Origin of the sequence: Candidatus Anaeroferrophillus wilburensis (genome assembly GCA_016934315.1) — a bacterium.
Lineage (GTDB): Bacteria > Desulfobacterota > Anaeroferrophillalia > Anaeroferrophillales > Anaeroferrophillaceae > Anaeroferrophillus > Anaeroferrophillus wilburensis.
The window spans coordinates 39,508-58,067 of the sequence record JAFGSY010000008.1; the positions used below are offsets into that span (position 1 = coordinate 39,508).

Here is an 18,560-nt window from a genome sequence, read left to right on the forward strand (position 1 = left end):
CTTAAAATTGTTGGAGAAAACGATCATCATTGGTGAAGAAGAGTCGTAGATCATCGATTTGGTAGCGCAGCATGGCCAGTCGTTCAACCCCCATGCCAAAGGCAAAACCGCTGACCGCTTCAGGATCGTAATTGACCGCCTTGTAGACTGCCGGATCGACCATGCCGCATCCCAAAACTTCCAACCAGCCGGTATTGCCGCATACCCGGCAGCCTTTGCCGGCACAGATGACGCAGGCAATGTCGACTTCAGCACTTGGTTCAGTAAAGGGAAAGTAGCTGGGTCGGAAGCGGACCTTGACGTGAGGAGTGAAAAAGAGATGCAGGAATTCGGTGAGCACCCCCTTGAGATCGGCAAAGGTTATGCGGCTGTCCACCATCAACCCTTCAACCTGGTGAAACATGGGGGTATGGGTAAGATCGGAATCACAGCGGTAGACTTTGCCGGGAACAATGACAAATACCGGCGGCTGCTGCTGTTCCATGACTCTAATCTGCACCGGTGAGGTATGGGTGCGCAGGACAACGTCATCACTGACATAGAAGGTGTCCTGCATCTGCCGGGCCGGATGGTCCTGGGGAATATTCAGAGCTTCAAAATTATAGTAATCAAGCTCTACTTCCGGCCCCCTGGCAACCGTAAAACCCATACGAATAAAAATGGCGGTGATGTCATCAATGACCAGCGAGATGGGATGCTGATGGCCGTAAAACTGCCGTCGGCCGGGCAACCCGATGTCAATGGTTCCAGCCATCAACTGATGCTGCCGGGCTTCCAATCCAAGACGCTTCTTAGCTGCTTCCAGATCTGCAGCCAGTTGTTCCTTGATCTCATTGGCCAGCTGTCCCATTGCCGGGCGCTGGTCAGCCGGCAGGGTGCCGAGGGTTTTCAGCAGGGAAGTGATCTCGCCTTTGCGGCCGAGAAATCGGATCCTGACATCCTCTACTTCCTCAACCGTAGCAATGGCGGCCAATGCCTGGCGGGCATCGTCAAGCAGTTGATTAAGCCTGTTTTCCATTACCCCTAGCCGTTAAGCGCCGTGGCAGCCAGATCAACGAATTTGCCAAAAGATGAGGGATCATTAACCGCAATATCCGCCAGGATCTTACGATCAACCTCAACGTTTGCCTTGGTCAGGCCATTGATCAGCCGGCTGTAGGACATGCCGTGCAGTCGGGCGGCGGCATTAATTCTGGTAATCCACAGGGTGCGGAAATCACGTTTTTTGACCCGCCGGTCCCGATAGGCATAATTGAGCGCCCGATCAACGGTTTCCACCGCGTTCCGGTACAGCTTGCTCCGGGCACCACGATAGCCGCGGGCCAACTTCAAAACTTTTTTATGTCGGCGGGTAGCTTTGAACCCACCTTTTACTCTAGGCATTGAAAACTCCTTAGATCATCTGTCGCTACTGTCGCCTTTATGGCACAGGCGGCGACAATCGGTTGTTCCGTCAGTCAGCTACCCGCCTACAGGTAGGGCAGCATCCTGATGATTCCTCTTGCGTTGGACGCATCGACAATCGTCGATTTGCGGAGATTCCGCTTTCTTTTCCTTGATTTGCAGCTCAGGAGATGGCTGGCATAAGCCTTTCTCCGGACAATCTTGCCGGTACCGGTAGTTTTAAAGCGTTTCCGTGCACCGCTGTTTGATTTCATCTTTGGCATTGTTAACTCCTTGTCATCCTACATCAATAGCATATTTATGGCTGGCGCTTCTTTTTAACCGGGGCCAGCACCAGAGACAACTGACGTCCTTCCCGTTGGACCTGCTGCTCCACTACGCCATGCTCTTTAACGGCTTCTACAACCCGTCCCAGCAGTTCAATCCCCTGATCGGTGTAAGCCATCTCCCGGCCGCGAAAACGGATGGTGATTTTAGCTTTATCACCTTCCTCAAGGAACCGGATGACATGCTTGATTTTAAAATTAAAATCATGGGAGTCGGTCCGAGGCCGCATTTTAACTTCTTTAACCTGGATGGTGGTCTGTTTCTTTTTGGCTTCCTGGGCCTTCTTGCTCTGCTGGTACTTAAACTTCCCATAATCCATGATCTTGCAGACTGGTGGATCGGCATTGGGTGATACTTCCACCAGATCAAGCCCTCGCTCACTGGCAATATCCAGCGCTTCATCGATGGTTACAATGCCGAGCTGACTGCTGTTGTCGTCTATGAGCCGGACGCTGCCAACTTTTATCTGTCGATTGACTCGTGTGCGTTCAGTTGCTATGGGAATTTCCTCCTGTTACCTGGCGTTGACATTCCTGCTTGAGGTAGGCGCTGAATTGCTCAACGGTCATGGGCGCCAGATTTTCGCCCTTTTCCCGTTTCCTCGATGTTACGGTGCCATCGGCCACTTCCTGATCGCCAATGATCAGCATGTAAGGCACCTTTTCCATTTGGGCCTCCCTGATTTTGTAGCCCAGTTTCTCATTGCGAAAATCAGTTTCCACCCGGATCTCATCCCGGCGTAATGCTTCAGCGACCAGCCTGCCGTAGGCTATGTGGTCGTCGGTGACCGTCAGCACCTTAACTTGGACCGGTGAAAGCCACAGGGGAAAGGCGCCGGCAAAATGTTCAATGAGAACACCGATAAACCGTTCAATGGACCCCAGAATAACCCTATGGAGCATGACCGGCCGGTGTTTTTCGCCATCGGTGCCAATGTAGCTTAAATCAAAACGTTCCGGGAGGGTGAAGTCACACTGAATAGTGGCGCACTGCCACTGGCGGTTCAAGGCGTCCTTCAGTTTAATGTCAATCTTTGGTCCATAAAAGGCACCGTCGCCAGCGTTGATGTCGTATGCCAGCCGGTTGCGTTCAAGGGCCTGGGTCAAGGCGTTGGTTGCCCGTTCCCAGTCTTCGTCACTGCCGATGGAGTCGGCCGGCCGGGTACTGAGCTCCAAATCAAAAGCAAACCCGAAGACCTGCATGACATCAGCAACGAAAGCAATGACCGCGGTTATTTCATCCTGCAGTTGCTCCGGGGTGCAGATAATATGTGCGTCATCCTGCGTAAACCCCCGGACTCTGAGCAGTCCATGGAGGACGCCTGATTTTTCGTGCCGATAGACAGTCCCAAGCTCAAAATAGCGCTGGGGCAAATCCCGGTAACTGCGAACCTTGGCTTTGTAGATCATCATATGGGCCAGGCAGTTCATCGGCTTAATGCCGTACTCCTGATCCTCGATCCGGGTGAAATACATATTTTCCCGGTAATGATCAAAATGACCGGACTGCTTCCAGAGTTCCTGCTTTAACAGCTGGGGGCCAATGACAATCTGATAGCCACGCTTCAGGTGTTCGCGTTTTTCAAAATCCTCCAGCAGGGTGCGGAGCAAGGCCCCTTTGGGGTGCCAGATGACGAAGCCGGCGCCCACTTCATCCTGGATGCTGAATAGTTCCAGCTCTTTTCCCAGCTTCCGGTGATCCCGGCGCTTGGCTTCTTCCAGCATCGAGAGATGGTTCAGGAGCTGTTCCTTGCCGGGAAAGGCTGTGCCATAAATGCGCTGCAGCATTTTGTTGTGCTCATCACCGCGCCAGTAGGCCCCGGCGACACTCAACAGTTTGACGCAGCCTTTCAGCAGCCCGGTCCTGGGAATATGGGGGCCCCGGCAGAGATCAACAAAATCACCAACCCGATAGAGAGAGATGGTTTCGTCTTCGGGCAGTTCATTGATCAGTTCCATCTTATAAGTTTCACCCAGGGAACTGAACAAAGCCAACGCTTCCTCCCGGCTGACTTCCTGGCGGGAGAAAACCATATTTTTCTTGATCAGCTCCTTCATCTTTTTCTCGATGTTCTTGAGATCATCGGGGGTGAAGGACTGATCGCGGTCAAAATCATAATAAAAGCCATCGTCGATGGCCGGCCCAATAGTAACTTTTACCTCGGGGAACAGGGCTTTAACCGCTTCAGCCATGACATGGGCGGCACTGTGGCGGAGAATGTCCAATCCTTCAGGTGAAGAGGAATCAATCAGTCCAACCTCTTCACCGCCAGCCGGGATGGCAGAGGTGTCCACCAGTCTGCTGCCCACACGGGCGGCAACAATCCGGGATTTAACCCCTGGATGTTGCTCGGCGATGAGCTGGTCCACATTTTTCCCCGTTTCGTCCGCAATGATAACCAGGGTGTTTTCGGCAGATTGTAATGCGACCATTGGTGCTTGCAATGTCCAGCTGACTTCCGTTCGGAATAAAAAATAAAGGCATCGATGCTTCCTGAGGGTCCGATGCCTTGCCTAACATGCCCTGCTTTATGCGAACACAAGGATTGTGTCAATAATGGTAGGCGCAGGCGGTTTTGAACCGCCGACCTCTACCGTGTCAAGGTAGCGCTCTCCCCCTGAGCTATGCGCCTGGATAAAATCTCCCGTTTAAGGGCCTTGTTTGTAAACAATTTTCTATCGCCTTGTCAAGATTTTTTCTTGAAATTAGCGATTCAATTCAACGATTTTCTTAATAAACCAAAGAATCTCCGCTCTGCGCTTCTGATGCTAAGCCAAAACATCAGTATGATTGCTCGAGAACGGTTCGCTGGTGGGAATGGCTATGGTGTGAAAGGTCTCTTTATGCCGGTAAACCGTACCGGTTTGCTGGGAGTGCTGCCTCCGTGCTGCCGGCGTTGGAAAGTGGAGACCCGGCAGGGGACAGAAGACCGCAGACAACCATTATGCTATCCTTAAAATGTCTGAAAAGAACACACGTCCTATGAAGATGGAGACAGCCGTCAATAAAGCAATGTGATGCCGTCAGAACGCATAATGGCTTTGAGGTCTATTTTCGTTGCCACCCGGTGCCTTCGGCGGTATCCTTGAGGATGATGCCGATGGCGGCCAGCCGGTCACGGATGCTATCAGCTGCCGCCCATTGTTTTTCTTTGCGGGCCTGGTTCCGCTGCTCAATCAGCTGCTGGATTTCCTCCTCACTTATGGAGAGTGTTTCTTCATGGCCTTTGCTTTTGAGGAATGCAGCCGGCTCACTTTGCAGGATGCCCAGGATGTCAGCCATTTCTTTGATCTGGGCATGGGCAGTCAGGAGGTCATTGCCATCGTGCAGGTCGTGGTTATCCAGGAAACGGTTGATACATTTGCCGGCGTCAAACAGGCATCCAACTGCTAATGCAGTGTTGAAGTCATCGTCCATGGCAGCGATAAAGCTGTTTTTGATGGCGGCGATTTCATCGGTGAGTGCGGTACGGGTTTTCTCTGGCGACGGGGATGTTCCCCCCGCATTCTGGCAGGCTGTCTGCAGTCGTTCCAAAGCCTGGTAGAGCCGGGTCAGTCCTGTGCCGGCGGCATCCATATTCTCCCAGGAAAAATCGATGGGTGAACGATAGTGGCTTGCAAGAATGAACAGTCGCAGAGTCTCGGGGTGGTATTTCTGCAGAATCTCACGGATAGTGAAAAAATTGCCAAGCGATTTGGACATCTTTTCTTTATTGATATTGACAAAACCGTTGTGCAGCCAGTAGCGGACAAAGGGTTTGCCGGTGGCTCCTTCGGATTGAGCAATTTCATTTTCATGGTGGGGGAAAACCAGATCTTTGCCGCCGCCATGAATATCAAAGGTTTCTCCCAGCAGGTATTGGCTCATGGCCGAGCACTCGATATGCCATCCAGGACGGCCACTGCCCCAGGGGCTGTTCCATGACGGTTCTCCTGGCTTGCTCTTTTTCCAGAGGGCAAAGTCCAGGGGTGATTCCTTGCGGTCATCCACGTCGATGCGGGCTCCGGACAGCAGATCGTCAATTTTTTTGCCGGAAAGTTTGCCGTAGGCGGGAAAATTTTTAATCCGAAAGAAAACATCACCATCGACGGTGTAGGCAAGGCCGTTGGCCTCCAGCTTCTGCACCAGCGCAATGATGTGTTCAATATGGTCGGTTGCCCGTGGTTCAGCGGTGGGGCGCTTCAGCTGCAGGCGATCCATGTCAGTATAAAACTCACGGATGTAGTTTTTCGCCAGCTGCTTCCAGGTTGTCTGCTGCTCTTCGGCCCGCCTAATGATTTTATCATCAACATCAGTGAAATTACGGACATATTTGACATCATAGCCTTTATAGCTCAGGTAGCGATAGATGACATCAAAGACGATCAGGGAACGGGCGTGGCCAATATGGCACAGGTCATAGACGGTGACGCCGCAGGCGTAGATGCCGACCTTGCGGTCGAACAGTGGAACGAACTCTTCCTTTTTTCCCGTCAGGGTGTTGTAAACCTGCAAAAAAACTCTCCTTTTCAGGGTTGTAGTTGGGTATTGTCCTCGTGGATAAAACAGAATCATTATAAAATTTTTACCTGCTTAAAGTCAATACTTTTCCCGTGTGGCATCCACCAGGGGAAGCTGCCTGGTAAATCCGACTATCGGGCTTTGCGGGTGCAGATATTATACTGTGAACAATATAATTATCCTTGACTAACGCGAAAATATCAGTCATAAAAATGGTCGATTTAGGTAGGTCAGGTTGTAGTAGGAAATTTCCGTTAACCCGTTTTAAGCTTATGGAGGGATGCTGATGAGCTTAAAGAGCAAATTTGACGCAGGGGAATTTGTCACTTTGGCAGAGATGGAACCCCCGAAAGGGGTTGATGTTTTGGCTATGATTACCAATGCCAATCAGGTCAAATACAAAGTCGATGCTTTTGTTGTACCCGAGATGAGCAATGCAGTCATGCGCATGAGCTCCCTCGGCGGCGCGCTGATTCTGCAAAATAAGGGCCTGGAAACGATTATGCAGGTTAATTGTCGGGACCGCAATCAGCTTGCTCTGCAGGCGGACCTTTTGGCCGCCGGTGCTGCCGGGGTTAGTGGTGTTATTGCCGTACCCGGTGACGATCCGGTGATTGGGGATCATCATCAGGCCAAATCGGTGTATGACCTTGATATGAACCAGCTTCTGCAGGCGGCCAACGGCCTGCGAAATGGTACCGATCTCGCCGGCAACAGTCTGGCTGGAGCTCCCGGGTTTCTGCTTGGGGCCTCCGTTAATGCCGGTGCCAAGGATAAGGCGCTGGCTCAGGAAATTAAAAAAGCTAAAGAGAGCATTGATGCCGGTGCCCGGTTTCTGATAACCAATCCTTTGTTTGAGCTTAATTCCATTGATTCATTCATTGACCAGTTTGGCGGCAGCAAAGCAACGATAATTCCGACGGTGCTGGTGCTTAAATCAGTTGGGATGGCACGCTATATCAACCAGACCCAGGAGCACATCTCAATTCCCGATGCTTTGATCGAGCGTATCCGCAAGGCATCCGACAAACCGGCCGAGTGTATTCGCATCGCCAGGGAGATGATTTCTGCCATCCACGATGCCGGGTTTGGCGGCGTGCTGATCTCCACCGTTGGTTGGGAGCATAGACTGCCGGAAATCTTACCCTGATGTTTGTCCCATGCCCCGGTATTGATGGTGGCGGAAGGTTCGATGGAAAAGAAAAAATCTTAATGTCTTTATATTTTAGTAGTTGCAGCAAAGGAGGGAATGTATGAGCGAGAAAAAGAAAATTCTTGTGGTGGACGATGAGCCTGATTTCTCTTCCATTGTGAAGACCAATCTGGAAGCAGAGGGTTTTGCTGTCGATGTTGCCTATAATGGGGTAGAGGGGCTGGCAAAGGTAAAGGCCGATCCCCCGGATGCGATTGTCCTCGACGTTATGATGCCTGAAAAGGATGGTTACCAGGTGTGCGCCGAACTGAAAGCTGATGCGAAATATGCTGACATCCCTATTGTTATGCTGACGGCGGTGGCTTCTCACGTCAGTTCGACCCGCTATTCACACCATGGCGGGATGAGCATGGAAGCTGATGATTATCTTCCCAAACCAGCTTCGGCAGAGCAGATTAGCGCCAGTGTCAAAAGGGTTCTAGGTCTGTAGCGAAAACCAGTGCACACGTTCCGGCAAGTGGCGGGAACGTGTGCACTGTCAGAGATAGCTGACGTTGTCTTTTGATCCAGGTTGGGAGACAGCCTGTACCCGTAGTTTGAACTGTAGAGAATCCGGCTCTGGTTGAGCTGGTTTTAAGAAGTAGTAGATCTCGTTGCATAGTCTGTGTGACCGCAGTGGAGGTGATGATCAACGGCCAAGACCGAAGAACCGGTCCAGCGATGGGTGCAGGGGGAGCTTGTCCATCCCTGCATCGGCAAAATTCATCAGTGCCGTGGACGGGGGGATGCCCCACAACAACATTTATCAACCTTCCTGTGAAAAATCTAACTATTTCCTGCTGCTCCCGTTTTGGATGCCCTTCCCGGTTAATATTCATGTATTCTTCTATATGTTTTATGAAATGAACAACCACAATGGGTCGGAGATGGGCGTTGGTGGTTTGAGAACCTATGATAATGAGGTGGCGACAATCGCTACCGCAATGAGAAAGCAACATATGATTCCGGCTGCCGGATCACCTCATGAGAAAGCAATACCCGCAAAAGCGGTTTTTTATAGTTTTGTAGTCCCGGCAGGTCCGGGTAAGGCTAGGCATTCTTGATAAAGTCAGGTTGTTTTACAGGAGATCCAAGATGGAAAAAGTGAACAAAAAAACCAAGGTTCTAGTGGTGGGCAGCGAGTCGGCTTTCCATGATATGATAGGCAAGAGCCTCGAAGATCAGTTTGAAGTCATTAGTGCTTCCAACGACGACGAGGGTTTGTCTAAAGCCAGGACCGAGCGGCCGGATGCGATTGTGTTGGGATACCTTGAACCTCGGGGAACCTCATTCAAGCTGCATAAGAAATTTCGCAGCGGTTGGTTGACCAAGCACACCCCATTACTGATTGTTGAAATTGGCAGTTCAGAACTGTCGCAGAAGGGGTGGACGAGACAGGAAGCCCTGGAAATGGATGCCGATGACTACATTACCATTTCTCCAGAGGATTCAGCATCGATCTCCCGTTTGAAGGAGTCGGTGGGCTTGACCGAAAAGATTACCATCAGAATGAGCGAGCGGGAAAGTGTTCTCAAAGAGAAACTGCGTGACCCCAATGCATTCTGCGTGACCTGGGAACAGATTCCCGGCCGCGGTGCCTTTGAGATGCAGCATGAAGAGGTGATTGACAATGTTGCCAAGGCTGCCGCCGGCGGTAAAATCGATGCCATCAGCGTTACCGACAACCCTGGCGGTAATCCGGCGCTGTCAACCGAAATGCTCTGTGTGCAGATTAAGAAAGCCGGGATGGAACCACTGGTTCATCTGGCCTGTAGAGATAAGAACCGTAGTGAGATTGAGAGCCTGCTCTGTGGTATGGCCGCCGAAGGAGTCAAAAATATCCTGGTGTTGACCGGCGACTATTCAGGCAGTGATGCCTTTGAAGGCTTGGCGAAACCGGTGTTTGACCTTGATCCTCCCAACGTCCTGCGCCTTGTAGGCGAGATGAATAAGGGGCTCGAGCACAAGGCAATGCGTAAGACCATCAAACTTGCTGCTACGGATCTGTTTGCCGGTGCTTGTGTTTCACCCTTCAAAAAGTGTGAATCCGAGCTGATGGGGCAGTACGCCAAGCTGAAGAAAAAGATTGAAGGCGGCGCCCAGTTCATTATCACCCAAGTTGGTTATGATGCCAGAAAATACCATGAACTGCTGACCTGGCTGCGGCTTAACAACTATAATATTCCGGTGCTGGTTAATATCTATGTGCTGCCCTATGGCGCCGCCCGATTTATGAATTCCAACGGGATTCCCGGTTGCGTGGTTACCGATAAGATGCTGGCCGATCTGGCCCGGGAAAAAGAGGCTGATGACAAGGGCAAGGCTGCCATGCTGCTGAGAGCCGCCAAGATGTATGCCTATGCCAAGGGTATGGGTTGTGCCGGGGCTCACATCGGTGGTCACGGGATTACCTACGAACAGGTGGAATACATTATTGACAAGGGTGAGGAGCTGTCGGCAAACTGGGAGAGCCTGGTGCCTGAATTTGACTATCCTCAGGATGATGGTTTTTATCTTTTCGAAAAAGATGAAAAGACCGGCTTGAATACCGACGTCTATGCCCAACGGACTTCAAAGCCGTCCGTACCCTTTATCTATCGCTTCTCACGTCTGGCCCACCATCTGCTCTTCGAGGAGAAGAGTCCGGTCTACAAAACCATGAAACCGGTGGCCGCCTGGTTGGATAACACCCATACGCCCAAACATATGTTTGATTTCTTTGAGCATATGTCGAAGGTGGCGATGTTTAACTGCATGAACTGCGGTGACTGTGCCCTGTTCGATACTGCCTATGTCTGTCCCATGTCACAATGCCCGAAGAACCAGCGGAACGGACCTTGCGGCGGCAGCTACGACGGCTGGTGTGAGGTGTACCCCAATGAGAAGAAGTGCATCTGGGTGCAGGCCTATGATCGCTTGAAGCCCTATAAAGAGGAAGATAAGATTGCCGCCTACACCGTGCCGCCGTGCAACTGGAACCTGTGGCAGACCTCTTCCTGGCTCAATTTTTATCAGGGCCGCGACCATACAGCCAAAAGGCTGGGTATTAAGCCGCCGCCTAAAAAGGATGCCGCAAAGAAATAATCAGGTGAGCTGACATGGTTCTGGCTGATCAACTCCAATGCTGCTGAACTGAAAGGCCCTGCCACATCCTTGGATGATGTGGCAGGGCCTTTTTCATGGGTGACGAAAGCTGCTGTCGGCAGACAGCAGCCGGGCACTGTTGCCTGAGCGTATAAATGGGTGACTGTTGTGGTGAAACGGACGGTTGCTGCTGAGGTAGAATCAGAAACAGGAAGGAGAACTCTTGTATACCGTAAGCTCGCCGGATAAAAGTGCCGCCAACATCTTTGGCTTGTTAAGCGATGACCGGGCCTACGATTCTCCTGCACCGGTGGTTTATCGCAATCTGATGGCCAGGGCAGGAATGGCTGGCAGTTACACTGCTTTTAAGGTTGATCCCGGCAAACTTGAAGCGGCTGTCCAGGGCTTGGGAGCCCTCAATATCATTGCCGCCAATATTGGTGTTCCCTACCAGGAGGAGATTATCCCCCATCTTTTCGCCCTTTCCGAGGGAGCAAAAATTATTGGTGCGGTTAATACCATTTTTCGTCATGGTCTGTACTATAAAGGGTATAATACCAATGCCCTGGGCCTGATGGATGCTCTGCATGCCGTTGGTTTCCACACAGGTGCCAGTAAATCTGCCTTGGTTCTTGGCGCCGGCGGCGCTGCCCGGGCGGCGGTCTTCCTTTTCCACTGGCTGGGAATTCCTGCCATTACTGTTGCCGCCCGCCGCCTGGATCAGGCCAAAAAGCTTGCTGCCCATCTTGGCGGGGCACAGCCGGTTTCTTTTGCTGATCTTGCCGATCGGCCGGTTGCAGGGCAGATTGTTGTCAATGCAACCTCGTCAGCCGGTTGCGTGCCGGAGCTGTCTGCGTTTGTGAAGGGTCTGGTATGCCGTGAATGTTGCATCGTGGTGAATTTTAATGCTGCTGACAGCCAGGGGAATATCTGGCAGGAACTGGCAGAACGCCTGGAAGTGCCCTATATGGGCGGGCTGCCTATCCTGGGGCACCAGGCCAGGCATGCCCTTGCCCTTTGGACCGGGGTCAGGATTCCTCCTGAGGCCGTGCAGGAGATTCTTTGACCGCTGATCAGCGGTCGTTCAATGAACCGCCTTTTTTGAGCCCTGCCTTGTGCGGCAAACGGAAAGATGTGCGGGTAGAGATATCGGAGATCGCCCGGCTTTGATCTGCTGATGGGGGGCTCTCTGGCCTGTGCCTATCGCTGACTGCCGTTGCCGCTTGCCGCAGCTGCCGGCAGCCTGACGGTGAAGGTCGTGCCCTTATCGGGCTCACTTGCAACCGTGATCGAGCCGTTCAGTTTTTCCACCAGGCTTTTGACAATGGATAGTCCCAGCCCGGTACCGGTAATGTAACGGGTTTTTTCATTTTTAACCCGGTAAAACTTGTCAAATATCTTTTCCAGCTGTCTGGCTTCCATGCCATAACCGTTGTCAATAACCGCCACTTGTATCTGGCTGTCAACCTGTTCAACTTCTACCTTGATGGTGCCGCCCTCCTGGGTATACTTGATGGCATTGGCAATCAGGTTGCCGAAAATACTTTCCAGTGCCATCGGGTCGGCAACAACATCCGGCAGCGCTATTTCCGGCAGTTCCAGGGATAGCGTCTGGTTTCTCCCCTGGGCCTGCGCACCGATGAAATCAACGATATTGGCCAGCAGTTCAGCCAGGGAAACCGGTTTGGCTACGGCGCCCATATTGCCGGCTTCTATGCGGGAGAGATCCAGCAGGTCGCCAATGAGGGAGATCAGGCCTTGGGTTTTTTCGCGGGCCCGCGACAGGATATATTGATCTTTGGTCGGTTTCTTCTCCACCATGACCAGTTGTTCATGGATGGTTGACAGGGGGGAGCGCAATTCATGGGAGACCTTGGCAACAAATTCTGATTTCAGCTGATCCAAAGCTTTCAATGCCGTTACGTCAACCAGAATTACCACCGCGCCTAGACAGTCATCTTCTTCATTGACAATTGCCTGCCCCTCAGCCAGCAGAAACTTATTGTCCGGCAGGGCAAACTCGTAGGTTGGGGGTTCCTTCATATTTTCGCAGCCGCCATGGGACAACTCCCTGACCATGCGGCAGAAGCCTTCATCATTACTGTAGTGCTCGATCTCCCTTCCCGGTTTCATCTCGGCATCAAGGCCGAGGCACCAGAGAAAAGCGGGGTTCATGAGAACGACCACCCCTTCCGTATTGGTTACGACCACCCCGCTGGGCAGGGCCTCGATGATTGTCCTGGTACGGCTTTTTTCGGCATCGAGATCAGCCAGGGTCCGCTGTCGTTCTTTTTCCAGCTGTTCGGCTTCATTGAAAAGGTGCACCCGCTCCTGGGCCCGACGGACGACAATCCGCAGATGGTCAGGTTCAAAGGGCTTTGGAATGAAATCATAGGCCCCCATTTTCATCGCTTCAATGGCTGTTTCAACGGTGGCAAAGCCGGTGATGACAATGACAACAATCTCCTCATTAATCTTTTTTATTCTTTCCAGTACTTCCATGCCATCCATGCCCGGCATTTTAAGGTCAAGGAGGACGATTGCCACGGGTTCCTGTTCGATGATCTTCAGCCCTTCATCACCCCGGGCTGCTTTGGAAACCCGAAACCCCATGCGTATTAATATACGCTCAGAGCCATCCCGCAGGTCCTGCTCATCATCAACTACCAGCACGTGTAAAGGGTCGATTTTTTTATTCACGCTCTCCTCCTTCCATATCCTGGGCAGCCAGCGGCAGAGTGACAATAAAGGTTGTTCCTGTACCGGGTTTGCTTTTGGCAATGATATTGCCACCGTGATTTTCGACAATGCCGTAGACCATGCTCAGCCCCAGGCCGGTTCCCTTGCCTTCTTCCTTGGTGGTGAAAAAGGGGTCGAAAATATGGGGTAAGACCTCCTCGGGAATGCCGGCACCGGTATCGGAAATTTCGATGCACAGACGATCACCATGGGAGGGCAGCCAGCAGAAAGGATATTCGAGTACCGGCGTGTCGCCGTCTTCAGTGTAAATGCGCTCCCCGGCCTTTGGCAGCCGGGTGATGATGGTCAGCTTTCCTTTGCCGTCCATGGCATCAACGGCGTTGAGAATGATATTCATCAGCATATGGTTGAGCTGCTGGGTGTCGGCGTGCACCTGGGGGAGGTTATCAGTCAGATGTTTTTCAATGGTGATGTTTTGAAAGATCGGCTGGCTTTCCAGGAGAAACATGGTCCGGTTGATCGCCTGATTGATATCGCAAGGCTGCATGAACTGGCGGGTTTGACGTGAAAATTCCAGCAGCTCCTTCACCGTATCCCGGCATCGCTCAGCGTCACGCAGTATGCGGCGCAGGTCCTCCTGAACTTCGGTGGACAGTTCATTTTCCTCCATTACCAGCTTGGTGAACAGGATAATGCCTCCCAGGGGGTTGTTGAGCTGGTGGGCGACGCCGGCGGCCAGCTTGCCGAGAGAGGCCATTTTTTCCGACTGCAGCAGCTGCTGCTGGGTTTTTTCCAGCTCCTTTTCCATTTGAATGGTTCCCCGGAGGTCACGGAAAAAACCGATGGTTGCCACTTCCTGGTCATCCTTGTAGACGATGGAGGCATTCAGGCGAACCGGAATCCGCTGGCCATTTTTCCCCAGCAAGTCCACGTGGTGCCCTTTCAGTTTTCCCTTGCCGCCATACTCTTCACTCCTCAGTTTCCGCATGACATCGGCTGCTTCGTTCTCATTGGCATAAATGTTATTCACATGCAGCTTTTCGAGGGCTTCATCGATTGTGTAGCCAAGGATCTCGGAAACGGCATTATTGAAAATAACCAGTTTGCCGGTTTTGTCAGCGGCAACAACACCGTCAACGGAACTCAGCAGCAGGTTGTGCAGAAAGGTGCTGGACTGGTTCATCTGCTCTTCCAGCCAGACCTGGACGGGCAGATCAAAGTCGACGACCACCAAGGCGTCAATCTCGCCGTTGAAGAAGAGAGGGTAGCTGAAGACGCAGGCCATCTTGCGCTGGGAGATGTCGTGTTTGCCGATATAGGTGGGTGTGCGGGTATGGAGTGATTCCAGCACCGGACAGTGTTCACAGGGACCATCAATTCCTTTGAACTGTTCGTAGCAGAACCGGCCGTTCAGCTCGATATCCTGGTCCATCTGACCCTGCTTGTTGACGGCCAGGATGCGGAAATCGGGGGAGATGACAATTAGTTTCCTTTTAAACGCATGGATGGCCCTGAAGAGATAGTCCTGCTGTTTGCCGGTCAGTTGCATGGATGAAGTCCTTGTCAGGGATTGCAATAAAAACTTTTTGCCCGGGAGAACGGTGGAATTGTTCCCCCATTCCATCAAAATAGCCCAATCGTGATTCAGTAAACGACCATATCATAGTTGAAAAATCTGTAAAGTACTTATTTTCACAGCATCTGGCCGGCCACCGGCAGCTTGGTTTGGAAAACTTTGATCCGCTGCTTGTGGCGGACATCAGGGTGTGTCCATGGGCGGGAAAACCATGAAAACGGGGTGTCGGGTGAGGTGAAAGATTTTTTTCAACCGTGCCAATAGCCGCTTGACATAATGGAAATTTTAGACTAATAAGATCATCACTTTTCACCGCCGGTTTGTCATTCGTGGCAGTGACGGTGATGTTTTGGATGGCCTGTACGGTTGATGCCGAAGTGGCGGAATTGGTAGACGCGCTAGGTTCAGGGTCTAGTGGGTGTATGCCTGTGCTGGTTCGAGTCCAGTCTTCGGCACCATTTTTTAGTAAGGGGTTGGAATCTTTAAAGGTTTCAACCCCCTTTTTTTTGGCGGCGCGCGCGGAAAGTTGAAGGACGATTTTCGAAAGGCCGCTCCGGGCTCCCGGTCAATTCTGTACCGGACTTCCGGTGCTTTATCTCTTGACGCTCTTCACCTCAAGTCGGAAGCAATATCTGCCTGAGCCATGAGACCAAAAATCCTTATGAAGAGCATTGTGCTCTTCTGCTGTATCGTGCGCGAAATGTGCGCACAACTCATAAGTATTGCCGCTGAGCACCCTGTACTCATAAGGCTGCTCTGTTTCGGGGTCTAACAGCTTTACATGTACTCCTGGTTTTCTCGAGAGCTCCTCAAGTGAAGATGGCAGACAACCGTGCCGAGTCCAGTGGAAATCCACCGCGTTGGCGGCCTCCCGCAGGTCGGATACCCGCCGGGCATCCAGCTTGCGCATGCGCTCCTGAGCTGGCGAACCAAGCAGGATAAGCCCGGCGACCACAGCGACAGCGACTACGGCAACAACGGTCGCTGCCAATATGCCCTTGCCCGACGTCCTCACGTCTTAGTCTCCAATTCTTCCTGACGCAGGTCCCACAGGTAATACCCAAAGATCGTGCCGGCAATGGTGCCGACGGTCAGAACTTTTAGCAGAAAGCGCAGGGTAAGCTCTCCGGCCAGAAAGTTGTAAACCAGGGCGATCAGGTCACCGATTATCACGCCGGCGGCGATAAACAGCGTCATGTACGTCAGCCACTTGCGGACCTTTGAGGCGCGCTTGCTGGGGTCGCGCCTGACGGCACGGCTGAGCAATCGGGAGACATACAGGAAAATCGGGAAAGCGATGATCAGGGATGCAACCGACCAGCGAATCGCTTGCCGGGTGTACGCAGCGAAACCGGCAGGCACAGCGGGGTCGGGAAAAGCGCGGTTGATGAACTGGAAAACGAGGCTTCCCAGGTTATAGGAGCTGATATACAACGTAGTAAAGAGTACGAGATACATGAATGCTTCACGTGCTGAAAGGTATGGCTTTGGCCTCGGCACTGGGATTGGGAAATCGAACTCCGCGAAGGCGGCGAGGGCACTCTTCACCTGGTCTGCTCCCCAACCTGCGCGCAGCAGTGCATCCTCAATCTGTGCACGCGAAAGACCGTGCACCAATGCGTCCCTGACGAAGCTTAACATTTCCACATCAACGGCCATCGTTTTTCTCCTCCATAGTGTGCCTGATCGCCGCGAATCAATCGCGAGCTCAAAGCGTCCTCAACAACGCCAAGGTTCAGCAGTCGCTCCTTTTTGCGGTCTGCCGGAACCTTTTGTTCTGGACCCTTTGTTGTTACTCTTCCAATCCTTCAACCACTGAATCGTACTTTTCGTGAATCATCTTCCGATCAAACTCCCAAAATTTTGCCAACATGGCTTGATCCTCTTCATCTGTAAAGTAGTTTCTGGAGGAAGGAAAAAATACTTTGTCTTCTTTTTCGATATGCTTGGGATAGAATTCGATAAGGGTTTGAAGTTTGTCAGAAATGTCAGCCAAAGCACTCTCATCCCCTTTCCGGTAGCGGTTGTTGGCTTCAACAAGCATTTTGGTTGTCTGGCGCCCAATGACATGTTCCTCGATCAGTTCTTTCATAATTTGACCGTCTTCTGAGGTCAGCGTTTTTTTATTCAGTTCTCGAAAAAGAATATCTTCCTCTTTTCCGTGATGCGTACGGTCGGCGTACACCCGGATGAAATCGACCGCAATATCCACGAAAACAGGATCCACCTCGTGTTCCGATTCAATTTTGACCAGAACCTTTTTGATAACCGAAAGCATGCGCTCAATAAGACGGTGTTCTATCATGAGCTGGCCTCGTGCTTGCATATTGATACCTCCTTTTTTTACTCCCCAACGTCCACGCTGTGCGGCGCAAACGAAGCGCAGTGTAGCAAAGCGGTCCGGTGGTGGAATGACTGGTTAAGCATTTCTTCGCCATACGTTTAGGCCTCTGAGTTTAACAAACCTAACATCCTCACTGTCGAATGTGCCTCGGTCCCCGACCTCCGGAGTTACTCGGACTGTATACGACGCTCGACCCGACTCTATCTTACGCCAACGCCAAGTCTTGAATTGGCCTGAGAATTCCATGGTCTGACCTTCCAGCAAATAATTCCAATTTGGATCGACGCGAATGATATCGACCTGGTCGTGACGTGCACTACGTTCTGATATCCGATCACTGACGAAGGCTATGAAGTCCCAATCCGAATCTGCGCGCTCAGTCCTGTTGGCACGGGAGCCTATAAACCAAATTGAATCTGTTTCTTTTTCGCTTGCCAGGTCCTCAAGCACGGCAGCGACCTGTCCCGGAAAATTCGTCATAACCGGCGTGCAAAAGCAAAGCAAAGCGGCGCTTTTGCACGTCCGTGTTGATATGGCGTGGTTAGGTTGCTGCATGAAGTTCCACCAAGGCTGATTTTACGACCCGAATCGCCGAACGCATGAGGAGCCAGACTAAACCAAGGGCGACTAAGATGTCCGGCCAGCCTGAGCCGGTCAGCCACACCGCACCAGCGGCCACAAATACGGAAAGATTTGATGCAATGTCATTTCGTGAGCACTCCCACACAGAACTCATGTTTACGTCTTCGTGACGATGCCGCCAAAGCAAGAAAAGGCAAATTGAATTTGCAGCAAGACCGAGAAGACTGAAGGCGCCCATGACTTCGAACAAAGGGGTGCTGGGGACAGTAAGCTTGTAGGCTACTTGGGCAACTACAGCGAGAGCGGCCAGAAAGATTAAACCACCCTTGAACAGCGCGACCTTTGCTTTAGCGACAGCGCCCCTCGAGACGGCGTATAGGCTAAGGCCATACGTCAAGGCGTCTCCAAGGTTGTCAAGGCTGTCTGCCAGCAGTGCCGTTGAGTTTCCATACAGTGCCGCCCCCACGATAACCAGGAACATAACTGCATTGATGCCAAGCACAGTTTGGAGTGTTCCTCGCTGCCTTTCGCGTAGAGCATCTACCGAACAGCCGTTATCGCAGCAACCACTCATTCCGAAGTCCTCACTTGCAACCTAATTGCCGCGTAGCATCCTCGACAACGTTTGAGCTCAGCCGCGCCGTTTTTTTGGCGTCGGCTGGAGAGAGCCTTGTTGGGCAAACTTTATCACGTGCCTACTCTATGCCCTGTGGTCCGCACATTAGAACGGTAAAGGAGCAACCCCGTTGCCGCAAGAGCCGCGAACGATGCTCCAGCAATAAACGTAGCCGAGGCGCCGAACATGCTCCACAATGACCCTGCAATGATGCTTGCCAGCAACAGCGCACCTC

General features: G+C 52.0%; 16 protein-coding genes and 2 tRNA genes. 6 read left to right on the forward strand and 12 right to left on the reverse strand.

The window, feature by feature from the left end; all coding sequences use genetic code 11:
• Position 1: 1 nt before the first annotated feature.
• The 7 genes from pheS to JXO50_01570 all read right to left on the reverse strand — a co-directional run bounded on the left by pheS (position 2) and on the right by JXO50_01570 (position 6,285).
• The gene (gene pheS, locus JXO50_01540; protein MBN2331771.1) at positions 2-1,018 is read right to left on the reverse strand and encodes a phenylalanine--tRNA ligase subunit alpha; all 1,017 of its coding nucleotides are present in this window, start codon (positions 1,016-1,018) and stop codon (positions 2-4) included.
• Positions 1,019-1,023: 5 nt separating this feature from the next.
• On the reverse strand, positions 1,024-1,383 hold the full coding sequence (gene rplT, locus JXO50_01545; GenBank protein ID MBN2331772.1) for a 50S ribosomal protein L20: 360 nt from the start codon (positions 1,381-1,383) through the stop codon (positions 1,024-1,026).
• 86 nt (positions 1,384-1,469) lie between these two features.
• Positions 1,470-1,667, reverse strand: coding sequence for a 50S ribosomal protein L35 (gene rpmI / locus JXO50_01550; protein MBN2331773.1), 198 nt, complete (start codon positions 1,665-1,667; stop codon positions 1,470-1,472).
• Between the two features lie 35 nt (positions 1,668-1,702).
• Complete coding sequence (infC, locus tag JXO50_01555) at positions 1,703-2,236, reverse strand: translation initiation factor IF-3 (protein ID MBN2331774.1); 534 nt, start codon at positions 2,234-2,236, stop codon at positions 1,703-1,705.
• Positions 2,220-4,163, reverse strand: a complete 1,944-nt coding sequence (gene thrS / locus JXO50_01560; GenBank protein MBN2331775.1) for a threonine--tRNA ligase — start codon at positions 4,161-4,163, stop codon at positions 2,220-2,222. The genes infC and thrS overlap by 17 nt, the downstream gene beginning before the upstream one ends.
• 125 nt (positions 4,164-4,288) lie before the next feature.
• A tRNA-Val gene (locus JXO50_01565) sits at positions 4,289-4,363 on the reverse strand.
• A gap of 416 nt (positions 4,364-4,779) precedes the next feature.
• Complete coding sequence (locus JXO50_01570; GenBank protein MBN2331776.1) at positions 4,780-6,285, reverse strand: cysteine--tRNA ligase; 1,506 nt, start codon at positions 6,283-6,285, stop codon at positions 4,780-4,782.
• A gap of 232 nt (positions 6,286-6,517) precedes the next feature.
• Here JXO50_01570 and JXO50_01575 point away from each other — a divergent pair, with 232 nt between their 5' ends.
• The 5 genes from JXO50_01575 (at position 6,518) to JXO50_01595 (ending at position 11,573) form a co-directional block, all read left to right on the forward strand.
• The gene (locus tag JXO50_01575; protein MBN2331777.1) at positions 6,518-7,381 is read left to right on the forward strand and encodes a methylenetetrahydrofolate reductase; all 864 of its coding nucleotides are present in this window, start codon (positions 6,518-6,520) and stop codon (positions 7,379-7,381) included.
• Positions 7,382-7,484: 103 nt separating this feature from the next.
• Positions 7,485-7,874 carry a response regulator gene (locus JXO50_01580; GenBank protein ID MBN2331778.1) on the forward strand — a complete coding sequence of 130 codons (390 nt, stop codon included), beginning with the start codon at positions 7,485-7,487 and terminating at the stop codon, positions 7,872-7,874.
• Positions 7,875-8,121: 247 nt separating this feature from the next.
• Complete coding sequence (locus JXO50_01585; protein MBN2331779.1) at positions 8,122-8,487, forward strand: hypothetical protein; 366 nt, start codon at positions 8,122-8,124, stop codon at positions 8,485-8,487.
• Positions 8,488-8,932: 445 nt separating this feature from the next.
• Entirely contained in the window at positions 8,933-10,507 is a 1,575-nt protein-coding gene (locus JXO50_01590) for a methylenetetrahydrofolate reductase C-terminal domain-containing protein (GenBank protein ID MBN2331780.1), read from the forward strand.
• 223 nt (positions 10,508-10,730) lie between these two features.
• Positions 10,731-11,573, forward strand: coding sequence for a hypothetical protein (locus JXO50_01595; GenBank protein ID MBN2331781.1), 843 nt, complete (start codon positions 10,731-10,733; stop codon positions 11,571-11,573).
• Positions 11,574-11,707: 134 nt separating this feature from the next.
• Here the strand turns inward: JXO50_01595 and JXO50_01600 are convergent, their stop codons facing one another.
• Together JXO50_01600 and JXO50_01605 are read right to left on the reverse strand one after the other, a co-directional pair.
• A complete protein-coding gene (locus JXO50_01600; GenBank protein ID MBN2331782.1) occupies positions 11,708-13,195 on the reverse strand; it encodes a response regulator in 1,488 nt (495 codons plus the stop codon).
• A gap of 4 nt (positions 13,196-13,199) precedes the next feature.
• On the reverse strand, positions 13,200-14,756 hold the full coding sequence (locus tag JXO50_01605; protein ID MBN2331783.1) for a PAS domain S-box protein: 1,557 nt from the start codon (positions 14,754-14,756) through the stop codon (positions 13,200-13,202).
• A 398-nt stretch (positions 14,757-15,154) separates the two neighbouring features.
• Here JXO50_01605 and JXO50_01610 point away from each other — a divergent pair.
• Positions 15,155-15,241, forward strand: a tRNA-Leu gene (locus JXO50_01610).
• A gap of 553 nt (positions 15,242-15,794) precedes the next feature.
• On the opposite strand, the gene JXO50_01615 is transcribed toward JXO50_01610, so the two are convergent.
• The 3 genes from JXO50_01615 to JXO50_01625 form a co-directional block, all read right to left on the reverse strand.
• Positions 15,795-16,442 carry a hypothetical protein gene (locus tag JXO50_01615; GenBank protein ID MBN2331784.1) on the reverse strand — a complete coding sequence of 216 codons (648 nt, stop codon included), beginning with the start codon at positions 16,440-16,442 and terminating at the stop codon, positions 15,795-15,797.
• Between the two features lie 133 nt (positions 16,443-16,575).
• A complete protein-coding gene (locus tag JXO50_01620) occupies positions 16,576-17,109 on the reverse strand; it encodes a hemerythrin domain-containing protein (GenBank protein MBN2331785.1) in 534 nt (177 codons plus the stop codon).
• A gap of 559 nt (positions 17,110-17,668) precedes the next feature.
• Positions 17,669-18,283, reverse strand: a complete 615-nt coding sequence (locus tag JXO50_01625; protein MBN2331786.1) for a cation transporter — start codon at positions 18,281-18,283, stop codon at positions 17,669-17,671.
• Between the last annotated feature and the right edge of the window lie 277 nt (positions 18,284-18,560).

Coding starts and splice junctions, on each gene's coding strand:
- JXO50_01615 (MBN2331784.1), bottom strand. CDS start 16,442: ATGGCCGTTGATGTGGAAATGTTAAGCTTCGTCAGGGACGCATTGGTG.
- JXO50_01575 (MBN2331777.1), top strand. CDS start 6,518: ATGAGCTTAAAGAGCAAATTTGACGCAGGGGAATTTGTCACTTTGGCA.
- rpmI (MBN2331773.1), bottom strand. CDS start 1,667: ATGCCAAAGATGAAATCAAACAGCGGTGCACGGAAACGCTTTAAAACT.
- JXO50_01620 (MBN2331785.1), bottom strand. CDS start 17,109: ATGCAAGCACGAGGCCAGCTCATGATAGAACACCGTCTTATTGAGCGC.
- thrS (MBN2331775.1), bottom strand. CDS start 4,163: ATGGTCGCATTACAATCTGCCGAAAACACCCTGGTTATCATTGCGGAC.
- JXO50_01590 (MBN2331780.1), top strand. CDS start 8,933: ATGAGCGAGCGGGAAAGTGTTCTCAAAGAGAAACTGCGTGACCCCAAT.
- JXO50_01580 (MBN2331778.1), top strand. CDS start 7,485: ATGAGCGAGAAAAAGAAAATTCTTGTGGTGGACGATGAGCCTGATTTC.
- rplT (MBN2331772.1), bottom strand. CDS start 1,383: ATGCCTAGAGTAAAAGGTGGGTTCAAAGCTACCCGCCGACATAAAAAA.
- JXO50_01605 (MBN2331783.1), bottom strand. CDS start 14,756: ATGCAACTGACCGGCAAACAGCAGGACTATCTCTTCAGGGCCATCCAT.
- JXO50_01570 (MBN2331776.1), bottom strand. CDS start 6,285: ATGATTCTGTTTTATCCACGAGGACAATACCCAACTACAACCCTGAAA.
- pheS (MBN2331771.1), bottom strand. CDS start 1,018: ATGGAAAACAGGCTTAATCAACTGCTTGACGATGCCCGCCAGGCATTG.
- JXO50_01625 (MBN2331786.1), bottom strand. CDS start 18,283: ATGAGTGGTTGCTGCGATAACGGCTGTTCGGTAGATGCTCTACGCGAA.